The sequence below is a fragment of the Neobacillus mesonae genome (assembly GCF_001636315.1).
GTDB lineage: Bacteria > Bacillota > Bacilli > Bacillales > Cytobacillaceae > Neobacillus > Neobacillus mesonae.
In genome coordinates this window covers 3196243-3213243 of the sequence record NZ_KV440949.1, presented here as the reverse complement: position 1 = coordinate 3213243, position 17001 = coordinate 3196243, and the positions used below count along the sequence as shown (strand labels likewise).

Sequence of the window (17001 nt, the reverse complement as noted above, 5' to 3'; positions counted from 1 at the left end):
AGTCAAAGGGCCCTATACCACAATTGCCCAATTCAAATTTATCATAGTACAATACTCAAAAATCTCATAACATTTTAATATCCATTGTAAAATTGATATCGCACTAAGTCGTAACAAAAAGAAAAAAATCCTCGCTCCTATTATTAGGAGGAGGATGTCCAGCTTGTATGTGCAAAACATGGGGTGCTCGTTAATACTCTAATATTAATCCCTTTTTAAAAATCGAACATTGTTCTACCCAGCGACGAGCTAATACTGGTGCAGAAGCAAAATGTATATGGGTATAGCCTGCGACAAGATTATTTAACAAGAAGCCTTCACGCTTCATACCCCGTAATCCAGTTGTGATATAGGATGGAGTAAACGACTGAGATGACTCGAAGGTTGAATAATGAAACTCATGTCCTCTGACTCTTTCATCCGGTCCAATTAGGAAATTCTTGTCCATTCCTGTTACTTCCCGGTAACCAAGTGCGGCAAGCTTCGTATGCATCTTCACCTTGCCGGGAATCATGCCTACCATCGGATATTCCACTCCTTCTACTGTTTCAATAGATTCGGACAAGAACATAAATCCGCCACATTCCGCGACCGTAGGAATACCACTTCGGATAGCCTCCTTAACAGACACGAGTACATCGTCCTGCGCTGATAAAGAAGCTGCAAACTCCTCCGGAAAGCCGCCGCCTATATAGAGCCCATGTACATCCGCAGGGACCTGTTCCCCATTAAGTGGTGAGAAAAAGACAAGATCCGCTCCATAATACTCTAACAGTTCCAGATTTTCGGGATAGTAAAAATGAAACGCCTCATCCATTGCAACAGCGATTCTTACTTTACTCTCTTGCTTTTTTGGAGTTCCAAATAAAATAGACGGGGATTCAATAACATCTGAGCCCATTATTTGATAAAGACGCTCTAAGTCAAAGTTATTTAGAATCATTTCCGAAAGCAAGTCAAAGAAAGGCTTCAGTTCTCCGCGTTCAATGGAAGGAACAAGTCCAAGATGACGCTCTGGCATGCAAAGCCTATCATCCTTTGATAAGTAACCAATAACAGGAATCCCGCATTCTTTTTCGACTGCTTTTCGAATTAACTCATAATGTCCCACACTTCCTACACGGTTAGCAACCACCCCACAAAGGCGAATAGCAGGGGACAACATTTGAAACCCCTTTACTATTGCAGCTGCGCTTCTTGCCATCCCGCCGCAATCAACAACGAGCAGTACTGGACTATTTGTAATCTCGGCAATTTCTGCCGCACTCCCCGTATCCGCGAGAGGGTCCTTCCCATCAAATAATCCCATTGCCCCTTCGATAATAGCCACATCCGCACCTTGACAACCGCGTATAAAAATTTCCTTCACGGCTAAATCACTACACATCCAGCTGTCTAAATTTCGAGATTTCCTGCCGGTCACTGCGGTTTGGTAGGTTGGATCGATATAATCTGGTCCGCATTTAAACCCTTGCACCGTATAGCCCAGTGCTTTATAAGCTGCCATTAGGCCTACAGCTACCGTAGTCTTTCCAACACCGCTCCCCGTTCCTGCCACTACAATTCTATTGATGGACATAACCATTCCTCCGCTTTCTTCTCATCTTATGTAAAATTGTCCGCTGAGCGATACCTTCTCCCTGAAGGATAATTTGCGGTAACCCATAAACAGGATGGTTCATCACAATGGGTACAGTACCGTAAACTTCCTCAATCAAATCAGTTCGAATAATATCCTCTGGAGATCCCGCCGCTACAACTCTCCCATTATGTAAAAGCAACAACCTGTCACAATAGAGCGCAGCTATATTTAAATCATGTAGAACCGAAATAACTGTCAAATCATCCTGCTGCTGCCATTCTTGAATCCGATCCATTAGGAGTATCTGATGGCCAATATCGAGATAAGTGGTTGGTTCATCAAGCATAAGGAGCTTTGGCTGCTGTGCCATCGTTTTGCCAAGAGCTACTCGCTGACGTTCTCCACCGCTTAAGTTTTCAAGATGGCGTTCACTTAAATCATTTAACCCCAATTTATCGAGAATGGAATCAATAAGCCGTTCAACGTCAGCTTCTTCTTCTCCATGCCAATTTTGAAAAGGAAACCGTCCCATCTCGATTACCTCTCTTACTGTAAAACCAATAGGAGGTAAAGATTCCTGCTGCAAGACTGCCAGCCATTTGGCCAGTTCTTTTCGAGAATATTGTTCAATCTGCTTCCCATTTAATTCAATTTTTCCAGCTGTTGCACTTTCCACGCCTGATAACAGCTTCAATAATGTAGACTTCCCGCTTCCATTCGGTCCAATAATCCCCAGGCATTCTCCACGTTTAACGGAAAGGCTAATCTCCTCAAGCACTGACTGATTATCAAACCGTTTACACAGCCTATCAACCTCAATAAACATCCGTCAATTCCCCCCTGACATTTGCTTGTTTCTCCGAAGCAAGTATGCAAAGAATGGCGCGCCAAGGACTGCGGTCACAACCCCGAGTGGAATCTCCGTCGGGCTAAGGATTGTACGGGCAATCGTGTCCGCCCAGAGTACATATATGGCCCCGAAGATCACTGACAAAGGCAATAATATTCGGTAATCCGGTCCAACCATCAGTCTGACTAAATGCGGAACGACCAAGCCGACAAAGCCAATGGTGCCAACAATAGACACTGCAGCAGCAGTAATGAGGGTGGAAACAACCAATACAACTACCCGTGTACGTTTAATATTGACACCCAAGTGTGCTGCCTGCCTTTCTCCTAATGCAAATAAATTCAATGTTCGTCCGTATGACAGCAGTACCACTAGCCCAATCGCTAAATAAGGCATGAGCACAAAGGTGAATGACCAGCCTCTTAGGGCTAAACTCCCCATTAGCCAAAAGACGATTTCATTCACCACCTGATCGGACATTGATACCATAAAGGATACAATCGCACCTAGAAAAGCAGAGACAACAACACCAGATAAAATGATTGTTTCTAATTTATACTTTCCCTGTACATTCGCTAAGCGAAGCACTACAAGCAAACTGATTAACCCTGTCACAAATGCAACCAATGGGATGGTCCAAACACCAAATAAAATCGTATGAAAGCCGAATAAAATGAGGAAAGCAGCACCTACTGCGGAACCAGACGCTACCCCTAATGTATACGGGTCAGCTAATGGGTTGCGCAAAACCCCTTGAAAACCAGCACCCGCAAGTGACAAACACGCGCCAACCAGGATAGCAAGAAAAACCCGCGGCAAACGGACTTTTAAGATGATTTGCTCAGATGATGGCGCCCAGTTTTTATCTATAATGCCTTCTAGAAACGGAAGCTGGTGCAGAATAATTCCCCAAACATGCGAAAGACGCAGGTTGGCAGATCCAAGTGATAAGCTAACAATCACTGAAAGAAGAAGGAGAACGACCCCCGCTCCCCCCCATATTGCTAATCTTCTCTTCATTTCTTATACAAGTCCGGATATATGGCTTCCGCAATTTGTTTAAGAGCATCTGTTATCCGCGGACCTGGCCTAGACATAATACCCCCTTCTATCCCAGTCAAGTTGTTGTCTTGAATGGCTGTAATCTTCCCCCAGCCATTTCTTGATCTAATTAATTCTTCCAGCGGTTTGCCCGATTTATCATCTACAGCTTTAGCGGTATACAGAATCACTTCTGGGTTATCCTGAATGATCTTCTCTTCATTGATTGCGTTCCAGCCTTCCATATCTGAGGCAATATTAATCCCTCCAGCCATCGTAATCAGTTCATCCATAAATTCACCCTTCCCAACCGTCCAGCCTGGGGAAAATTCAATATATACTTTTTTCTTATCTTTTTCATTTAGAGTGGCAGCGGCATCCGTTACAGTACTAATATCCTTCTTCATTTGCGCAACAAGTTCTTCTGCTTTTACCTGCGTATCTGTAATGACACCAATTTGGATAATATTGTTTAAAATATCGTCTATCTTTTTCGGCTCCGTTTTATATAACGGAAGATCTAAACCTCGGAATTTCTTCACAATATCATCTTTCATTGAAATGCCGCCAATGACTAGATCTGGATTGGCCGCTATAATTGCTTCCTCATTCGGCTTGGTTACCCCTCCTACTTTAGGCTTCGTTAATGCTTCTTTCGGGTAATCATCATAATCTGATACACCGTAAATTTTATCGCCTAAACCTAGGGCAAATAAAATTTCCGTCTCTGATGGAGAAGTGGAAACAATGCGCTCAGGTGCTTTATCAAAAGTTAATTCTAAACCCGTTGCATCCTTCACTGTAAGCGGGTAAACCGTTGCTTTCTCACTTGTTTCATTGTTGGACTTTCCGTTATTTTCAACTTCCGAAGATGCTTTCTGAGCAGAATTGTTCTTTCCTCCCCCGTCATCTCCTGTCCCGCAAGCACTGATCGTCATCGCTGCCAATACAGTTAATAGTAATGCCAAAAACTTTTTCATACTCAATCCTCTTCCCTTCTTTTATCTTTTATGGTTCGAGATGAGCTTGATATCTTGAATTCTTGTCTTGAACAACGAAAAAAGCCCTGCTTCCATTCGGAAACAAGGCATGCGAAAACCAGACAAATAAAATAATTTTAACTGATTATGCCCATCCTTTTCCGCGAAGGATTTCGTTGGCAAGCTAGATAGGCAGGTTTCCTGGCTTACGGGTAACGCGACTTCCTCTCCTTCCCATTCCTTCTGGTGGAACAGTGGTATTGCGAGGTTATCCCCGATTAACAGTGGCGGGACCGCGCCGGAATCACACCGGCTTCCCTTTTAACCTTATCCAATGATAAGGCACCTATTAGCTATGAAAGATTCAATTGGTCAAGCAATATTCTCAACTAGTATTATAGCAATCACTTCATGATATTTAAATATAATCTTTTCCAGGTAATTTTTTTAGTGCATTAGAAAAGCACAAATCCCCAGTGGTCCAGACACTTTATTATGCTCGCTGAACACCTTCTTTTTCACGTGTTAATCCAGGGAAATCTTCACAACATCATCCAAATATTTTGTTGTAGTATATCCATGAATCTCCAGCCTTTTAGGAATTACGCTCTCTGTCGTGTCTTCACCCTGTAACTTTATTTTTTCGACTGTAGCGAAGTAACGGGGCTGCTCGACTTCTTCATAAGCGGCAGGACTTTGATTCAGATCATACTTTGTCCCGTTTTTATCCACCATCACACCTTCAGAGCTCATTTGCATTGATTCAATTTGATTGTCATCCTCACCGATAATATTGAATTGAAACGATTCATATGCTCGATTCTCAACTTTATGATTGCTGATTACAATCGTGGTAGGCTGCCCAATTTCCACCTTGTCGATCGAAATAGTGCTGCCTGCATATTCAAACGGCTGCGGAAATCCTCTAGAAAGATTCAGCGGGATGTTTTTTCGGTCGTCTATCGATAGGTTAACCGATTCCAATTGTACACTCACCTCTTTTGGTTTTTCTCCAAAAAGAGAGTTAAAGCGTGTTTGAAAAATATCCCAATCCGTGTGTTGATTTGTAAAAAAGCTTCCATATTTGTCTGCTTTCAGTTTTTTATTGTTCACTTCTAGATTGCCAACAGTCAGATTCTCAACCCGTTTTCCTTGCTGCTCTCCATTATTAACAGCAAGCTCGAGAATCGTCATCGTTGGAGCAATCTTTAGTTTATCAAATCGAACCTGAACACCCTCGACTTCTGTCTTCCCATCCAATGCATATTCGATAGAGGGATGCTTTGTTACAGGAATCTCGAAGTTCCACTCCCCTGTATCATATTCCAGGTTTTCGTAAGAAAGACGATTTCTATCAGAGGAAGGATCAAACAATGTTAGAAGCTTGGTAATTTTAAGTTTGATTGTTCCGTGATCCGTTATCAGCGGCCGCAGACTCATCTTCCCGTGAAACACGTTTTTTACTTTATTATTTTCATCCGATTTAATGTCTGGAAAATATTGCGTTTGATATGTTTCCTGATCCATGATTTCACGTTTGTTCTCTACAGCAACACCCTCATAATAATCTATGAAATATTGATTATCCTTTGCTGTATCTTCTATTTCATACATAACAAGTGTCTGCATATCATCCGCAATCGCACTCTTGATTCTAATTTTTATCCCATTGCTTTCCGCTTCCAGGTTCAGCCTTTCACCCAGTCCCTGTTGCAGAAAGGCTCGCAATTGCGGATCCTCTTCAGTCCATGTGTAGTAGAGGTTGGTAAAAGCCCTTGTAAAAACTTCTATACCGATTAATAATGCTAAGACACTTGCCAAAGCAATCCCGATTCTCTTTCGTTTCTTGTGCTTCTGTTGTCTTTGCTTATCCCTTTCTGCCAGCTTAGCCTTGACGTTCTCCATGAAACCAAATGGCACATGGAAATCCTCTATCCTTTCAGTAAGATTTACCATGGTTAACATGACATCCTGAAAGGTACCCAAATCCTCCTGACAGTCTTGACAATGATAAATATGTTTCTCTAAATCTATCTTTTTCGATCGATCAAGGGTTCTTTCCAAGTAATCGATATAATCCTTATGATACTCCTTACAGCCATTAAAGCTTGAGCCATACCCCAATTCTTTTTTAAGTGACTGGATTCCCGAAAACAAATGCTCTTTCAACTTTTCCACAGAAAATTGGAGAAGATGTGCTGTCTCCTCCTTAGAGATTCCTTTTATATATCTAAGAACAACCGCTTCTTTCTCAGGCTGTTTCAACTGATAGAGTGCTTTAAATAAATCCTTATGTTGTTCACTTTCCTCAGAAACTTGTACACTGGTATCGTCAGAAAGCTCCTGGCAGATATGTATAAAAATGGATGTAACCCACATTTCGAATGATGCTTCATTTTTAAATCGAGGCAATTCCTTTTTCACTTTTATAATAGACCGGTAAAAAAGCTCTTCGATTTGCTGCTGATTCCTAAGATAGCACCAGCCGAGAATATAGAACGATTGTTTATGCTGCTCAAACCAACCGACGATGGATTCTGCGCCATTTTCTCTTATTGTGGTGATTGAAATGGGATCTTGCTTTGCTGGGATCATAATGTGTCCCCCCTTAACTCTCTTTATATACCTAATGATATAAGGAGAGGAGGTTGTTGGCAATATCAAGTGGATAAGACAGGAATTTACAAAATGTCACCTCAGCTATTTTACAAAGGCAACTACTAGTTAAAGAAAAGATAAAAATTTAAAGTATTACACCTGCGAAATCCCCTTTAAGTACTTCTTTTTCACTTTGATTTTTACATAAAAAGGATGCAATAATAGCGGTTCTATTATTTTCTTGCCTTTCATATTTTTCTATTTTCACTTCACAAATAATGACATCCCCCGTAAACACAGGTCTTAGAAACTCAAAATTCATCGTACGAGCCAGTACATTATGATCGCCGCCTACTTTTGTTGGCAGGGTTGCCGTTAATAACCCTTGAACTACAAGTCTTCCTTGTTCATCCGGGGTCACATGATGAATCCCTTCATCACCGGAAATCTCTGTGAATAATTCAACATCCCTACCTGTAAAGGTCCGTTCAAACGTAATAATATCTCCTACTTTTAATGTCATATAAACTACCCCCTTTTAAGGTTTTATAATATATGTTTAATCCCCGCGGATAAAACGCAATTTCTTTCTTAAAAGCTAATAACTCGTCGTTGAAGTATTGGTTAGGTAATTTGTTTTCGGGTGGCTTTTAAATACTATGTAAGAAAATCTTGAGGCTTCCAATCTTTCGGCTTGATGTTCTTATCCATCCATTCCTTTTGTGGTGCTACGTAGGGAGCTGTAGCGATTAAATGATTGTTATGCCAGTTTGCCGCACCGGAACGAATCATTTCATCAACCAGGACTTGGATAAATTCTTCTGGCTGAAGCTGAAAAGCGTAGCGTGAAAAGTCTAGGAACCATCCACATTTTAATAAATATTTATCAATTTCTTCTTTAGGTAATCCGTTTTTCATGATGAGTGTAAATGCAAAAATCCTTTTGCAGGCATGCCATGAAATTTTTTCTGGGGCCTTAAGCCACTTTTCAAACCGTTTCCTTGCTGCATCAATGGCAGCTAGAGGGTAATCGATTTGAGGTCCATGTCCTGAATAGGCCTGCCGAATTCGGAGCTGGGATAACCGATTCAAACTTTCCATTGATCGTTGGATAGATGCAACGCCCTCTCGAAAGATGTTTAACCAGCCGACATCATTTTTGTGAAAGAGATCCCCGCAAATTAATATCTCTTCTTCAGGTTCATATAAAGAAATATGCCCTAGCGTATGCCCCGGTGTATGCAGGACTTTCAATGTTCTGCTTCCTGTATAAATCTCATCGTTATCTGACAGCTTTATATCGACCCGATAAGGTTCTACAGGCTGATCTAACCATTCTGCATTACAGGATTCAGGGTCACATGAATTAATTAAATCAGCATCCCATTTATGAGCAGCAATTTTAACCCCATAATTATTTTGAAGATGAAAATTGCCTCCTACATGATCACTATGATAGTGCGTGTTCACAATAAGCTGTAATTCTTCTGGGGTAACGCCTGCTTCTTTCATTAATTGTTCTGTTTCATGCGCATTACTCCCAAATCCAGTGTCAATAAGAATTGGAAGCTGATCCTTTATTAGAATCATATTTGCACTTGGAAATTTCCTTTCAAAAAAAATAATGTTGGATTTTTTCATACGTTATTTCCCCCATGGTAAAATTCCAGTATGAGCAATGAGTAGTCTGACAAACGTAATTTTCGGTAAATTTAATTTATGTAAAAGTAATACAGTTTTTTTTAAAGATGTAATATTCATGAGGAAAATTCCCTTCGAGGTATTCTCATGCAATAATACATCTTCAAATTAAAAACTTATAGTCTATATTGCATAATTATTCTGTAAAGTTAACTTTACGAGATTTGGGTGCTGATACTCTTATTAGGATTCAGTCCTAGACCCTTAGCGAGCCTCGAAATCCCCTGGCAGCATAGTAGGAATCCGCTCCATTATGGTACACAAAGACAGTGTCGTAGCGGCGATCACAAAAGATGGCCCCACCTAGTGTTCTAATATTAGCAGGTGTTTTCACCCAGCTGGATGTTTTCGTATCGAAATTTCCAAGTTCCTGCAGCTTCCGGTATTGCTCCTCCGTTAAAATCTCAATGCCCATGTCAGCAGCCATATCAATAGCGCTGTTTTCTGGTTTATGTTTTTTCCTCGACTCCAGCGCTTTACGATCATAACAAACACTTCTGCGGCCTTTAGGACTTTCCGCTGAACAGTCACAAAAAGTATATTCGCCTAACTTTTTATCATGAGCAATAACATCCGGTTCACCGCCAGTTCTCTCCATTTCATAAAGAGACCACAGTTTTCCACTATTAGTTTCTAGTTTTGCTTGTACTTTAGCCCATTCAAGTCCTGGATGGCGATTCATGTTTTTCTCAAAACGGGCCTTCAATGTTTGGAGTAATTCCTCACGTTCTTCTGATGACAACTTTATTTTTTCATCTTTCATACTAAAACCTCCTCGCTTGATATATTTAGACCTTGTTTTTAAAATTCCTTCCTTCATCCTTGAATATTATTAATCCATTTGACTCAGGTTGAATTTTAATCTCTCACGTTTCTGATATTACCTAATTTCAAAAGAACATTCATTTGAAAATGTTCGACTCTGAGAATAAATTCTACCCCAATTAAGAACAAATGAAGGAACATTTCACTTTACCTACCAGGTTAAATAGTAACATTCACAATCTAAATGACATCTACAGTATCATCCATCTCGAGACAACTCATAAAGCAAACCTTTGGATCTCTGCATTAAGGTCAACTGCTGCTGTTTCGCATTTACATCCAGTGAACTAAATCCATTAGCCTCCCAAAACTCAGCCATTTCTTTTACATCTTCTGTTTTTGGTTTACACAGCAAGGACTGATCTTTGTCTGGAATTTTTTCTATACTTGGGTAGAAAGCTTTTTGCTGTTTTTCTTTTTGTTGTTGTTTTTCTTTTTGTTTTTCTTTTTCTTTTTGTCCACGTATCGTATTTCGTTGCACGAACGAATCGTCAACATCTCCACATTCGGTTATATATGTATCATTTTCTTCAGGGTCTCTATCTTCCTTGCTGAAAACCGTTATTTCTTGGTTATAAAAAGATTCATATAGGCTGTGAACGTCTTGATTACGAATCAATTCCGCAACATAACGGATAAGAGAACGGTCCTCGACTTCTTTTAATTCGGACAGGATACAATCCATAACCGGCTTCCCGCATTTATCCAGGTTATCTTTCCCCCAGTTTCTAATAGCGAGTTCTCTCGTTACAGGATTGTAACGAATCAATTTGTGGTGCTCGATGAACCGAACCATTAACGATTGGACACTTTCAATCGAATAACCCAAATCAAAAGCCATTTGCTTTTTTGTAATTTTATAGATTCCAATTTGAGTTGTGTAAGGATTCGTAAGCAAATAAAGGTAAAAATATTTGTCCTCCGGAGTCATTTCTTCTAATACAATCGGATTACTCCAAAAATTTGTCCGCACCATTCGAAATTTTACCATCATCCACCACTGTCCTTTCTTCTCCTTAAGGTCTTTTCATTTATATATAGTGTTTGATGAAGAGAAAGGAAGGTGGGGAATTTATAAAAATAAGGATGTTTTATGACAAAATCATTTATGAGCCAAATTCAGTTGATCTAGTATTGTTAGTTAAGAAAACCTCATCAGTGCTGGAGAGACTTCCTTATTCTTTAAACTAATTATCGTTTGATGAAAATCATATATTGTTCTTGAACAAAGTCTTTTAAATCTTCTATTTTTTCTTTAGTGTCAATTACCTCAAACGGAATATAAGCCTCATTTTTCTTTAAAGCAAAACCTCTTATTTGTTGGATATCAAAATGTAAAAGTTGTTGAATTTCTTTTTGAGTCATTTTACCTTTCTTAGACTCTAGATTCCCCTGGTCAACATGGAGAATCAGACAGTTGTAGCGTTTTTCACCATATAAAGTGGCAAACTTTTGCCTTCTACCAGCAAAACGGATGGGTTTATATCCTAAGGTTAAACTCTTGGGTGCAAGAGTAAATTCCATAGGGCCTAAACTATTTAAAAATTTATGTAGTTCACTAAATACCTGTAATTCGTTCATTATTTCTCTCCTTAGTTTACATATAAAAGGCAGAGCCTAGAAGGTTAGCTGCCGCCCTTTTCTGAAATAAAAGAATAGATGTTTTTATACAAAAATTGAATATTTCACAGGATTTCCAAATCCTAATTTTTCAGCTAATTTTATAGATGACTTATTTAATTTGTCACAATCCCAGCGTGGTATTATTTCATTTTCGAGACAATGATCTATAAAGGCTTTGGCAATAATAGATGCTAATCCTTGTCCCCTATAATCTTCGTGAGTTGCAATATCAATTTCTGAGAATTGAAGTGAAGAAAAAATGGAAGTACATTCACTAACCACTTTTCCTTTATGAAGGATACAGAAACCGAAACCATTTTTAATAAAGTTGGATACAGATCCCCAATATTCTTTATAGTAATCCTCATTAAATTCCGAACTATATGTTATTAACTCTTCGTTTATTCTCCTAATAAAATAACCATTAGCTAATAGGTTCTTGTCATGAAATTGTTTCTTATTATCAAATACAAAAGAATACCTGCTCAGCTGCTTTATATTTTCTTTAAATAGTTCATTAATGACACAATCCCAATATTCAGATGAAGAAAATAAAGTGAATCGTAAGTTCTTACTTTTTCTTTGACAATATAATTTAAAAAGAAATTCATTAAATTCTTGATTATCCTCTTTTCCTGCTACAAAATAAATACCGGATTCTGTTCCAATTAGTACTGTCTCAGGGGTTGTAGAATCCGCATAAACACTTCCCCGAATATAATTATTCAACACTGAATAGGAGAAAGTTGGAACAGCCTTCGCTTTACCTTCTACTACATTTATTACTTTATCAAAAGCAGTTACATTAAGTTTTATCATAATAATTACACCCTTCGATATTACTGAATTGCTCCTTTTATCTTATTAACAATTATTTCAAATTTCGGAACCTTGCTCAATCACCTTTTTCACAAGATGGTTAAAACATAAAAGAAGAAGCACAATTCTTGCTTCAGGATTGCGCCCATTAACGCAATAAAAAGAGAACCAAAAAATGGTTCCCTTTACCTTTTTTATAACCTTATCTATGGTTTATCATTCGGTTATATATTTAATTACTGCCATTTCCTTACCAAACCTGTCCCCATGATCAATAAATCCTAAACTTGAGTATAAATTATGTGCTCCAATATTTTCTGGATGATAACCTACAACAATTTTTTTCACATTAGGCAATTTAGCCATCTCTGAAATCATTAAATTAGTTGCTGCTTTACCTATACCCTTGCCTTGGAATTCCTTATCGACCATTATTCTATAGACCCAATAACCTTCAAGTTCTTCTTGAACAGAATTGTACATCAAAAAGCCAACAACTTTTTCTTCAGCATATATTGCATATGGTTTTAATGTAGGTTCAAACTTTGACTGAGCTATTGATATAGCATTGGGCTCAATGTAATCCTTTTGTTCTAATGAAACCTCTAATTCACAACATGCATACCAATTTTCTGCGTTTAATTCTACAATTCTAACATTTTTTGAACTCATAATTTTCCCCTTCCAAAATTCGGGGAAACGCTAAACAAATTTTATTAATGAAGCGTTATCCCCTTGTAGTCATTAATAATAAAAATTCTTTTATTTTTCATAATGAACGCCTCCTCTATCAACTATTGCCTATAAATCAAATGAATTTTTAGACTATTTAATTATACTATAATTTTCTGTCTCAAACCGATATAAATTGCCAATTTCAGTTAAAAAACTTAATTCATTAATAAGGGCACATTTCTCACTCAAGAAATGCGCCCGATAACGAAAGATATTTACGCAAACAAATGCTTCAAAATTACTGCGTAAACTTGCCTTTAATTAAGTTTATTTAAGACTTTTTTCTAATTCATAGCCGTTAGTTCGAGCCCGGTTCAAACAGCCTTCACTCCAGCCAATTAACTGCTTAGTATAACCTCTAACATTTTGGGGGCACACCAGTTTATCGTCCTACTTTTCTTTTACCTTAAATTAGGACACTCCTACTGTTCCCCCATGCCATCAAGATTCTTTGACCCAAAATTATTGAGCAATGCACGCACTTCATCTGTTGATTTCGTGTTCATCAATTGATTTCTTAATTCACCCGCTCCACGGAATCCTTTGACATAAATCTTGAAAAAGCGATGAAGCCCTGCCATTGAACGTGGCAGTACTTCCGCATATTGATCTTGAAGATCAAGCTGCAGCCTTAAAAGATCAAGGTATTCTTTACTGCTATGCTCTTTTGGCTCTTTTTCAAAAGCAAAAGGATTTTTAAAAATACCTCGCCCGATCATAATGCCATCAATACCATATTGTTCAGCAAGCTGCAGCCCAGTTTGACGGTCAGGAATGTCTCCATTGATTGTTAGCAGTGTATTTGGTGCGATACGGTCACGTAATTTTTTGATTTCCGGAATTAGCTCCCAATGCGCATCTACTTGGCTCATTTCCTTTCTTGTACGTAAATGTATAGAAAGGTTCGCAATATCCTGTTTTAAAATATGCGTTAGCCACTCCTCCCACTCCTGAACCTCCTTATAGCCAAGTCGTGTTTTCACGCTGACAGGCAGTCCGCCCGCTTTTGCTGCTTGAATAAGTTCTGCCGCAACGTCTGGACGCAGAATAAGGCCGCTGCCTTTCCCTCTCGATGCCACATTCGGTACAGGGCAGCCCATATTGATATCTACGCCTTTAAATCCTAGCTCTGCCATTCCAATACTCATTTGACGGAAATACTCGGGCTTATCCCCCCATATATGTGCAACCATTGGCTGTTCATCTTCTGTAAACAGCAAACGGCCGCGTACACTTTTCATTCCTTCTGGATGACAATAGCTCTCCGTGTTTGTAAACTCTGTAAAAAACACATCCGGTCTACCTGCTTGACTTACTACATGACGAAAAACAACATCCGTCACATCTTCCATTGGTGCTAGTACAAAAAATGGTCGTGGTAAATCACGCCAAAAATTATCTATCATTTCAAACTCAAATCCTCTCAGTATGGATACAATTTCAAACTCTCGGTCAAAAAATATAAAGTCAAATGTACTACTTCTTTTACACTTATATCATGCTTAATAACTTATTATCAAACACAAGATTGATTTTATTGCAAATCAATCTTAATCAAAAGGTCAAATTAAAAAATTTTAACATACTCAAAAACCGACAATGTTCGATTACGACATTATGTAGAATAGTATTATAATTTACACTTTTGAAAAAATTTTGTAATACATGACACAATATTAATAGTCTAAGGACATAAGATATTAACATCTGAAGATTAGGTATGGGGGGATACTTTATGGAAAGCACGGTAAATAATCAAGAAATAGAGAAACAACGCGTAAATTCACCTAAGTGGTATGCAAACTGGAGGATTATCACTGCAAGTATCATCTTTATTATCGTGCTCTTCATTGCAGCAGGCAGCTACTATCAAGCAAGCCATTTTAATTCACAAATCAAGATTAATGGCATCAAAGTCGGCGGAATAACCGCTGAACAGGCACTGACAAAATTAAAAGCAACTGTATTAACAAATGTAATCTATGTTGGAGATCAACAAATATTAGATGGCCAAGATACAAAAATGGTATTTTCGGACCAAGATTTGCCCAATATCAAAAAATTATTAAAGAACCAGTGGACTTTTTTCCCTTCTTCAAAAGCGAAAGATTATTCATTAATGCCCAGCAATCAGGATCAGTATCGAAATCAGACGTTGAAAAAACAGGTGGAAGAAAAGCTGCTAGCCATGAATAAAGGCTTAAAAGCTCCACAAGATGCGGTGGTTCGGTTGCAACAAGGCAAAATTACTGTGACAAGCAGTATTAGCGGAGAGCAGTATGATGTCGCCAGTCTTTTGAAGGACTACGAACAGCACAAATATATTAGTGAAATCCGGCTCAATCCAGTTTACATACAGCCAATTAAAGAAGACAGCGAGTTTGTAAAAAATCAACAGAAAAAATTTGAAGAATTCCTTGCCCAGACCGTTGGATACAAGGTGCAGAATAAAGTTTTTACGTTAAAGGCGAGCGAATTAATTAAAAATGCAACTATTTCAAAAGATTTACAGATTAAGATGGATGATGCGGGTGATATTAAGAAAAGAATAGCCGAAATTAACAATGCCCAATCCACATTAAATAAGGATTTCAAATTCAAGACCCATTCAGGTTCAGTGATATCAGTGAAAGGTAAAGGCTATGGCTGGGCCATAGATGTTGATAAAGAAGTACCCCGTATTATGAAGGCTTTTGAAAATGGGAAGAAATCAGTTTCTGCCTCTAATATTTACGGACATGGCTGGAACGGTGAAGGCTACGGATTTGAAACAACCACGAACAACGGCATTGGCCATACGTATGCTGAAGTCTCCATTGCAGCGCAGCGAATGTGGATCTACAAAAATGGAAAGTTAGTCGCCACAACGAATGTCGTAACAGGCAAACATAGCACCGGTCATGATACAACACCCGGAGTGTGGTATATCCTTTATAAGCAATCTCCTGCCATACTCACAGGCAGAGAAAACGGAAAAATCACTTATCAGGCACCTGTTAACTATTGGGTTCCTTTTACAAATGACGGGCAGGGGATTCACGATGCGAGCTGGCGGGGCAATTGGGGAAGCAAGGCCTATCTTACAGCTGGATCGCATGGCTGTGTCAATACACCGCCAAGCATTATGAAAACGGTGTATAACAGTCTTAGCGCGTATGATCCGGTTGTTGTTTATTGAGGCATAGCATACTGTGGGTTCATTAATGATTTTTGCTGCAAAAGTTGAATAATAAAACTGAAGCGTAAGTAAAAACCCTAGAAGTTATCTAGGGTTTTTACTGATATTAGACATTTCATAATAACATTTTTAAATATTTTTCGAAATTAACTCCTTCTACTCTAGGAACTTGCTCTAAGGAGGAATCATTGATGGCTGCTGTCAGGAATGCCACAGCAAGCTGTACGGATTTTTCCATGTTCTCCCCACGCATCATGCTTCCCATAATCACAGATGCAAACAAATCACCAGTACCAGAATAGCTTTTACCATTATACGGCGTCGCACTGTAAAAGGTATTGCTTGCGTCCAAATACATATTTCCGATATACTGCTTATCTAAATCAGCTGACGGTGGATTAATTCCAGTGATGATAACCTGGGCACCAGTTTCAAGCTGCAATAAATTCCCAGCCTCTTCAATCGCTTTAATATAGTCCTTTTCATTTGAATAGCTATGAAGTTTTTCATAAGACATGCCAGTTAATAAACAGCACTCCGTAACATTTGGTGTAATCACATCTGCACGCTTCACAAGTTCTCTCATTAGTACGACCAATTCATCAGTGTAAAGCTTATAGACCTCTCCTAAATCCCCCATTACTGGATCCACAAGTAAAATTGTTTCTTCCGTATAAAACCTATCTAAAAACTGGAAAATATTAATGATCTGCTCTTCACCAGTAACAAAACCCGTATAGATTCCATCAAAGTCTGCCTTAAGCTTGCTCCATTCCTCTATGAAATATTTCATTTTACTTGTAAAATCTTCACAAAAAAAACTTGGATAGCCAGTTTGCGCAGTCAATATGGCTGTTGGTAAAGGACATGCCTGTACACCCATTACCGAAAGAACTGGAATCGCAGCTGTTAATGAACATTTTCCAAAAGATGATAAATCCTGTATTACAGCAACTTTTTTCATACTAACCTCCATAAAGCCCGTCCATCTTAACTTTATTCATATTACCACAAATAAAGAATCTGGAAAATCCCGACAGGCTGCAAATGAAATATTAGGCAGCTAAGA

Annotated in this window: 15 protein-coding genes and 1 riboswitch; of the genes, 1 reads left to right on the top strand and 14 read right to left on the bottom strand. The window is 38.7% G+C overall.

Annotation, left to right across the window (positions count from 1 at the left end; all coding sequences use genetic code 11):
- Positions 1–190: 190 nt before the first annotated feature.
- From A6749_RS15095 to A6749_RS15035, 13 genes are all read right to left on the bottom strand, one after another.
- Positions 191–1579, bottom strand: a complete 1389-nt coding sequence (locus A6749_RS15095) for a cobyrinate a,c-diamide synthase (protein WP_066391105.1) — start codon at positions 1577–1579, stop codon at positions 191–193.
- Positions 1566–2408: a heme ABC transporter ATP-binding protein gene (locus tag A6749_RS15090; protein ID WP_066391104.1), complete on the bottom strand. Its 843-nt coding sequence runs from the start codon at positions 2406–2408 to the stop codon at positions 1566–1568. The genes A6749_RS15095 and A6749_RS15090 overlap by 14 nt, the downstream gene beginning before the upstream one ends.
- A 3-nt stretch (positions 2409–2411) precedes the next feature.
- Positions 2412–3452 (bottom strand): FecCD family ABC transporter permease, encoded by a 1041-nt coding sequence (locus tag A6749_RS15085; protein WP_066391103.1) that lies wholly within the window; start codon positions 3450–3452, stop codon positions 2412–2414.
- Entirely contained in the window at positions 3449–4453 is a 1005-nt protein-coding gene (locus tag A6749_RS15080) for an ABC transporter substrate-binding protein (protein ID WP_066391097.1), read from the bottom strand. The genes A6749_RS15085 and A6749_RS15080 overlap by 4 nt, the downstream gene beginning before the upstream one ends.
- Positions 4454–4627: 174 nt before the next feature.
- Positions 4628–4817, bottom strand: a riboswitch (cobalamin riboswitch).
- A gap of 161 nt (positions 4818–4978) precedes the next feature.
- Positions 4979–7048, bottom strand: coding sequence for a DUF4179 domain-containing protein (locus A6749_RS15075; RefSeq protein ID WP_236719673.1), 2070 nt, complete (start codon positions 7046–7048; stop codon positions 4979–4981).
- Positions 7049–7196: 148 nt separating this feature from the next.
- On the bottom strand, positions 7197–7574 hold the full coding sequence (locus A6749_RS15070; RefSeq protein ID WP_066391091.1) for a hotdog domain-containing protein: 378 nt from the start codon (positions 7572–7574) through the stop codon (positions 7197–7199).
- Positions 7575–7708: 134 nt separating this feature from the next.
- Entirely contained in the window at positions 7709–8692 is a 984-nt protein-coding gene (locus A6749_RS15065; protein ID WP_066391089.1) for an MBL fold metallo-hydrolase, read from the bottom strand.
- A gap of 256 nt (positions 8693–8948) precedes the next feature.
- Positions 8949–9515 (bottom strand): DUF4256 domain-containing protein, encoded by a 567-nt coding sequence (locus tag A6749_RS15060; protein WP_066391087.1) that lies wholly within the window; start codon positions 9513–9515, stop codon positions 8949–8951.
- A gap of 261 nt (positions 9516–9776) precedes the next feature.
- The gene (locus tag A6749_RS15055) at positions 9777–10568 is read right to left on the bottom strand and encodes a hypothetical protein (protein WP_066391084.1); all 792 of its coding nucleotides are present in this window, start codon (positions 10566–10568) and stop codon (positions 9777–9779) included.
- Between the two features lie 200 nt (positions 10569–10768).
- Complete coding sequence (locus A6749_RS15050; protein ID WP_066391079.1) at positions 10769–11158, bottom strand: hypothetical protein; 390 nt, start codon at positions 11156–11158, stop codon at positions 10769–10771.
- A gap of 84 nt (positions 11159–11242) precedes the next feature.
- Complete coding sequence (locus tag A6749_RS15045) at positions 11243–12019, bottom strand: GNAT family N-acetyltransferase (protein WP_066391077.1); 777 nt, start codon at positions 12017–12019, stop codon at positions 11243–11245.
- 216 nt (positions 12020–12235) lie between these two features.
- Positions 12236–12691: a GNAT family N-acetyltransferase gene (locus tag A6749_RS15040; protein WP_066391072.1), complete on the bottom strand. Its 456-nt coding sequence runs from the start codon at positions 12689–12691 to the stop codon at positions 12236–12238.
- 485 nt (positions 12692–13176) lie between these two features.
- Entirely contained in the window at positions 13177–14160 is a 984-nt protein-coding gene (locus tag A6749_RS15035; RefSeq protein WP_066391070.1) for a tRNA dihydrouridine synthase, read from the bottom strand.
- 329 nt (positions 14161–14489) lie between these two features.
- Between A6749_RS15035 and A6749_RS15030 the strand changes: the two genes are divergently transcribed.
- Complete coding sequence (locus A6749_RS15030) at positions 14490–15932, top strand: L,D-transpeptidase family protein (protein WP_084797841.1); 1443 nt, start codon at positions 14490–14492, stop codon at positions 15930–15932.
- A 115-nt stretch (positions 15933–16047) separates the two neighbouring features.
- Here the strand turns inward: A6749_RS15030 and A6749_RS15025 are convergent, their stop codons facing one another.
- Positions 16048–16896 carry a pyridoxamine kinase gene (locus A6749_RS15025; protein WP_066391057.1) on the bottom strand — a complete coding sequence of 283 codons (849 nt, stop codon included), beginning with the start codon at positions 16894–16896 and terminating at the stop codon, positions 16048–16050.
- Between the last annotated feature and the right edge of the window lie 105 nt (positions 16897–17001).

What these genes read in the sequence shown, in the direction of transcription:
- A6749_RS15070 (WP_066391091.1), bottom strand. Translation starts at nt 7,574, where the DNA reads ATGACATTAAAAGTAGGAGATATTATTACGTTTGAACGGACCTTTACA.
- A6749_RS15080 (WP_066391097.1), bottom strand. Translation starts at nt 4,453, where the DNA reads ATGAAAAAGTTTTTGGCATTACTATTAACTGTATTGGCAGCGATGACG.
- A6749_RS15095 (WP_066391105.1), bottom strand. Translation starts at nt 1,579, where the DNA reads ATGTCCATCAATAGAATTGTAGTGGCAGGAACGGGGAGCGGTGTTGGA.
- A6749_RS15030 (WP_084797841.1), top strand. Translation starts at nt 14,490, where the DNA reads ATGGAAAGCACGGTAAATAATCAAGAAATAGAGAAACAACGCGTAAAT.
- A6749_RS15085 (WP_066391103.1), bottom strand. Translation starts at nt 3,452, where the DNA reads ATGAAGAGAAGATTAGCAATATGGGGGGGAGCGGGGGTCGTTCTCCTT.
- A6749_RS15040 (WP_066391072.1), bottom strand. Translation starts at nt 12,691, where the DNA reads ATGAGTTCAAAAAATGTTAGAATTGTAGAATTAAACGCAGAAAATTGG.
- A6749_RS15055 (WP_066391084.1), bottom strand. Translation starts at nt 10,568, where the DNA reads ATGGTAAAATTTCGAATGGTGCGGACAAATTTTTGGAGTAATCCGATT.
- A6749_RS15050 (WP_066391079.1), bottom strand. Translation starts at nt 11,158, where the DNA reads ATGAACGAATTACAGGTATTTAGTGAACTACATAAATTTTTAAATAGT.
- A6749_RS15075 (WP_236719673.1), bottom strand. Translation starts at nt 7,048, where the DNA reads ATGATCCCAGCAAAGCAAGATCCCATTTCAATCACCACAATAAGAGAA.
- A6749_RS15025 (WP_066391057.1), bottom strand. Translation starts at nt 16,896, where the DNA reads ATGAAAAAAGTTGCTGTAATACAGGATTTATCATCTTTTGGAAAATGT.
- A6749_RS15035 (WP_066391070.1), bottom strand. Translation starts at nt 14,160, where the DNA reads ATGATAGATAATTTTTGGCGTGATTTACCACGACCATTTTTTGTACTA.
- A6749_RS15090 (WP_066391104.1), bottom strand. Translation starts at nt 2,408, where the DNA reads ATGTTTATTGAGGTTGATAGGCTGTGTAAACGGTTTGATAATCAGTCA.
- A6749_RS15060 (WP_066391087.1), bottom strand. Translation starts at nt 9,515, where the DNA reads ATGAAAGATGAAAAAATAAAGTTGTCATCAGAAGAACGTGAGGAATTA.
- A6749_RS15065 (WP_066391089.1), bottom strand. Translation starts at nt 8,692, where the DNA reads ATGAAAAAATCCAACATTATTTTTTTTGAAAGGAAATTTCCAAGTGCA.
- A6749_RS15045 (WP_066391077.1), bottom strand. Translation starts at nt 12,019, where the DNA reads ATGATAAAACTTAATGTAACTGCTTTTGATAAAGTAATAAATGTAGTA.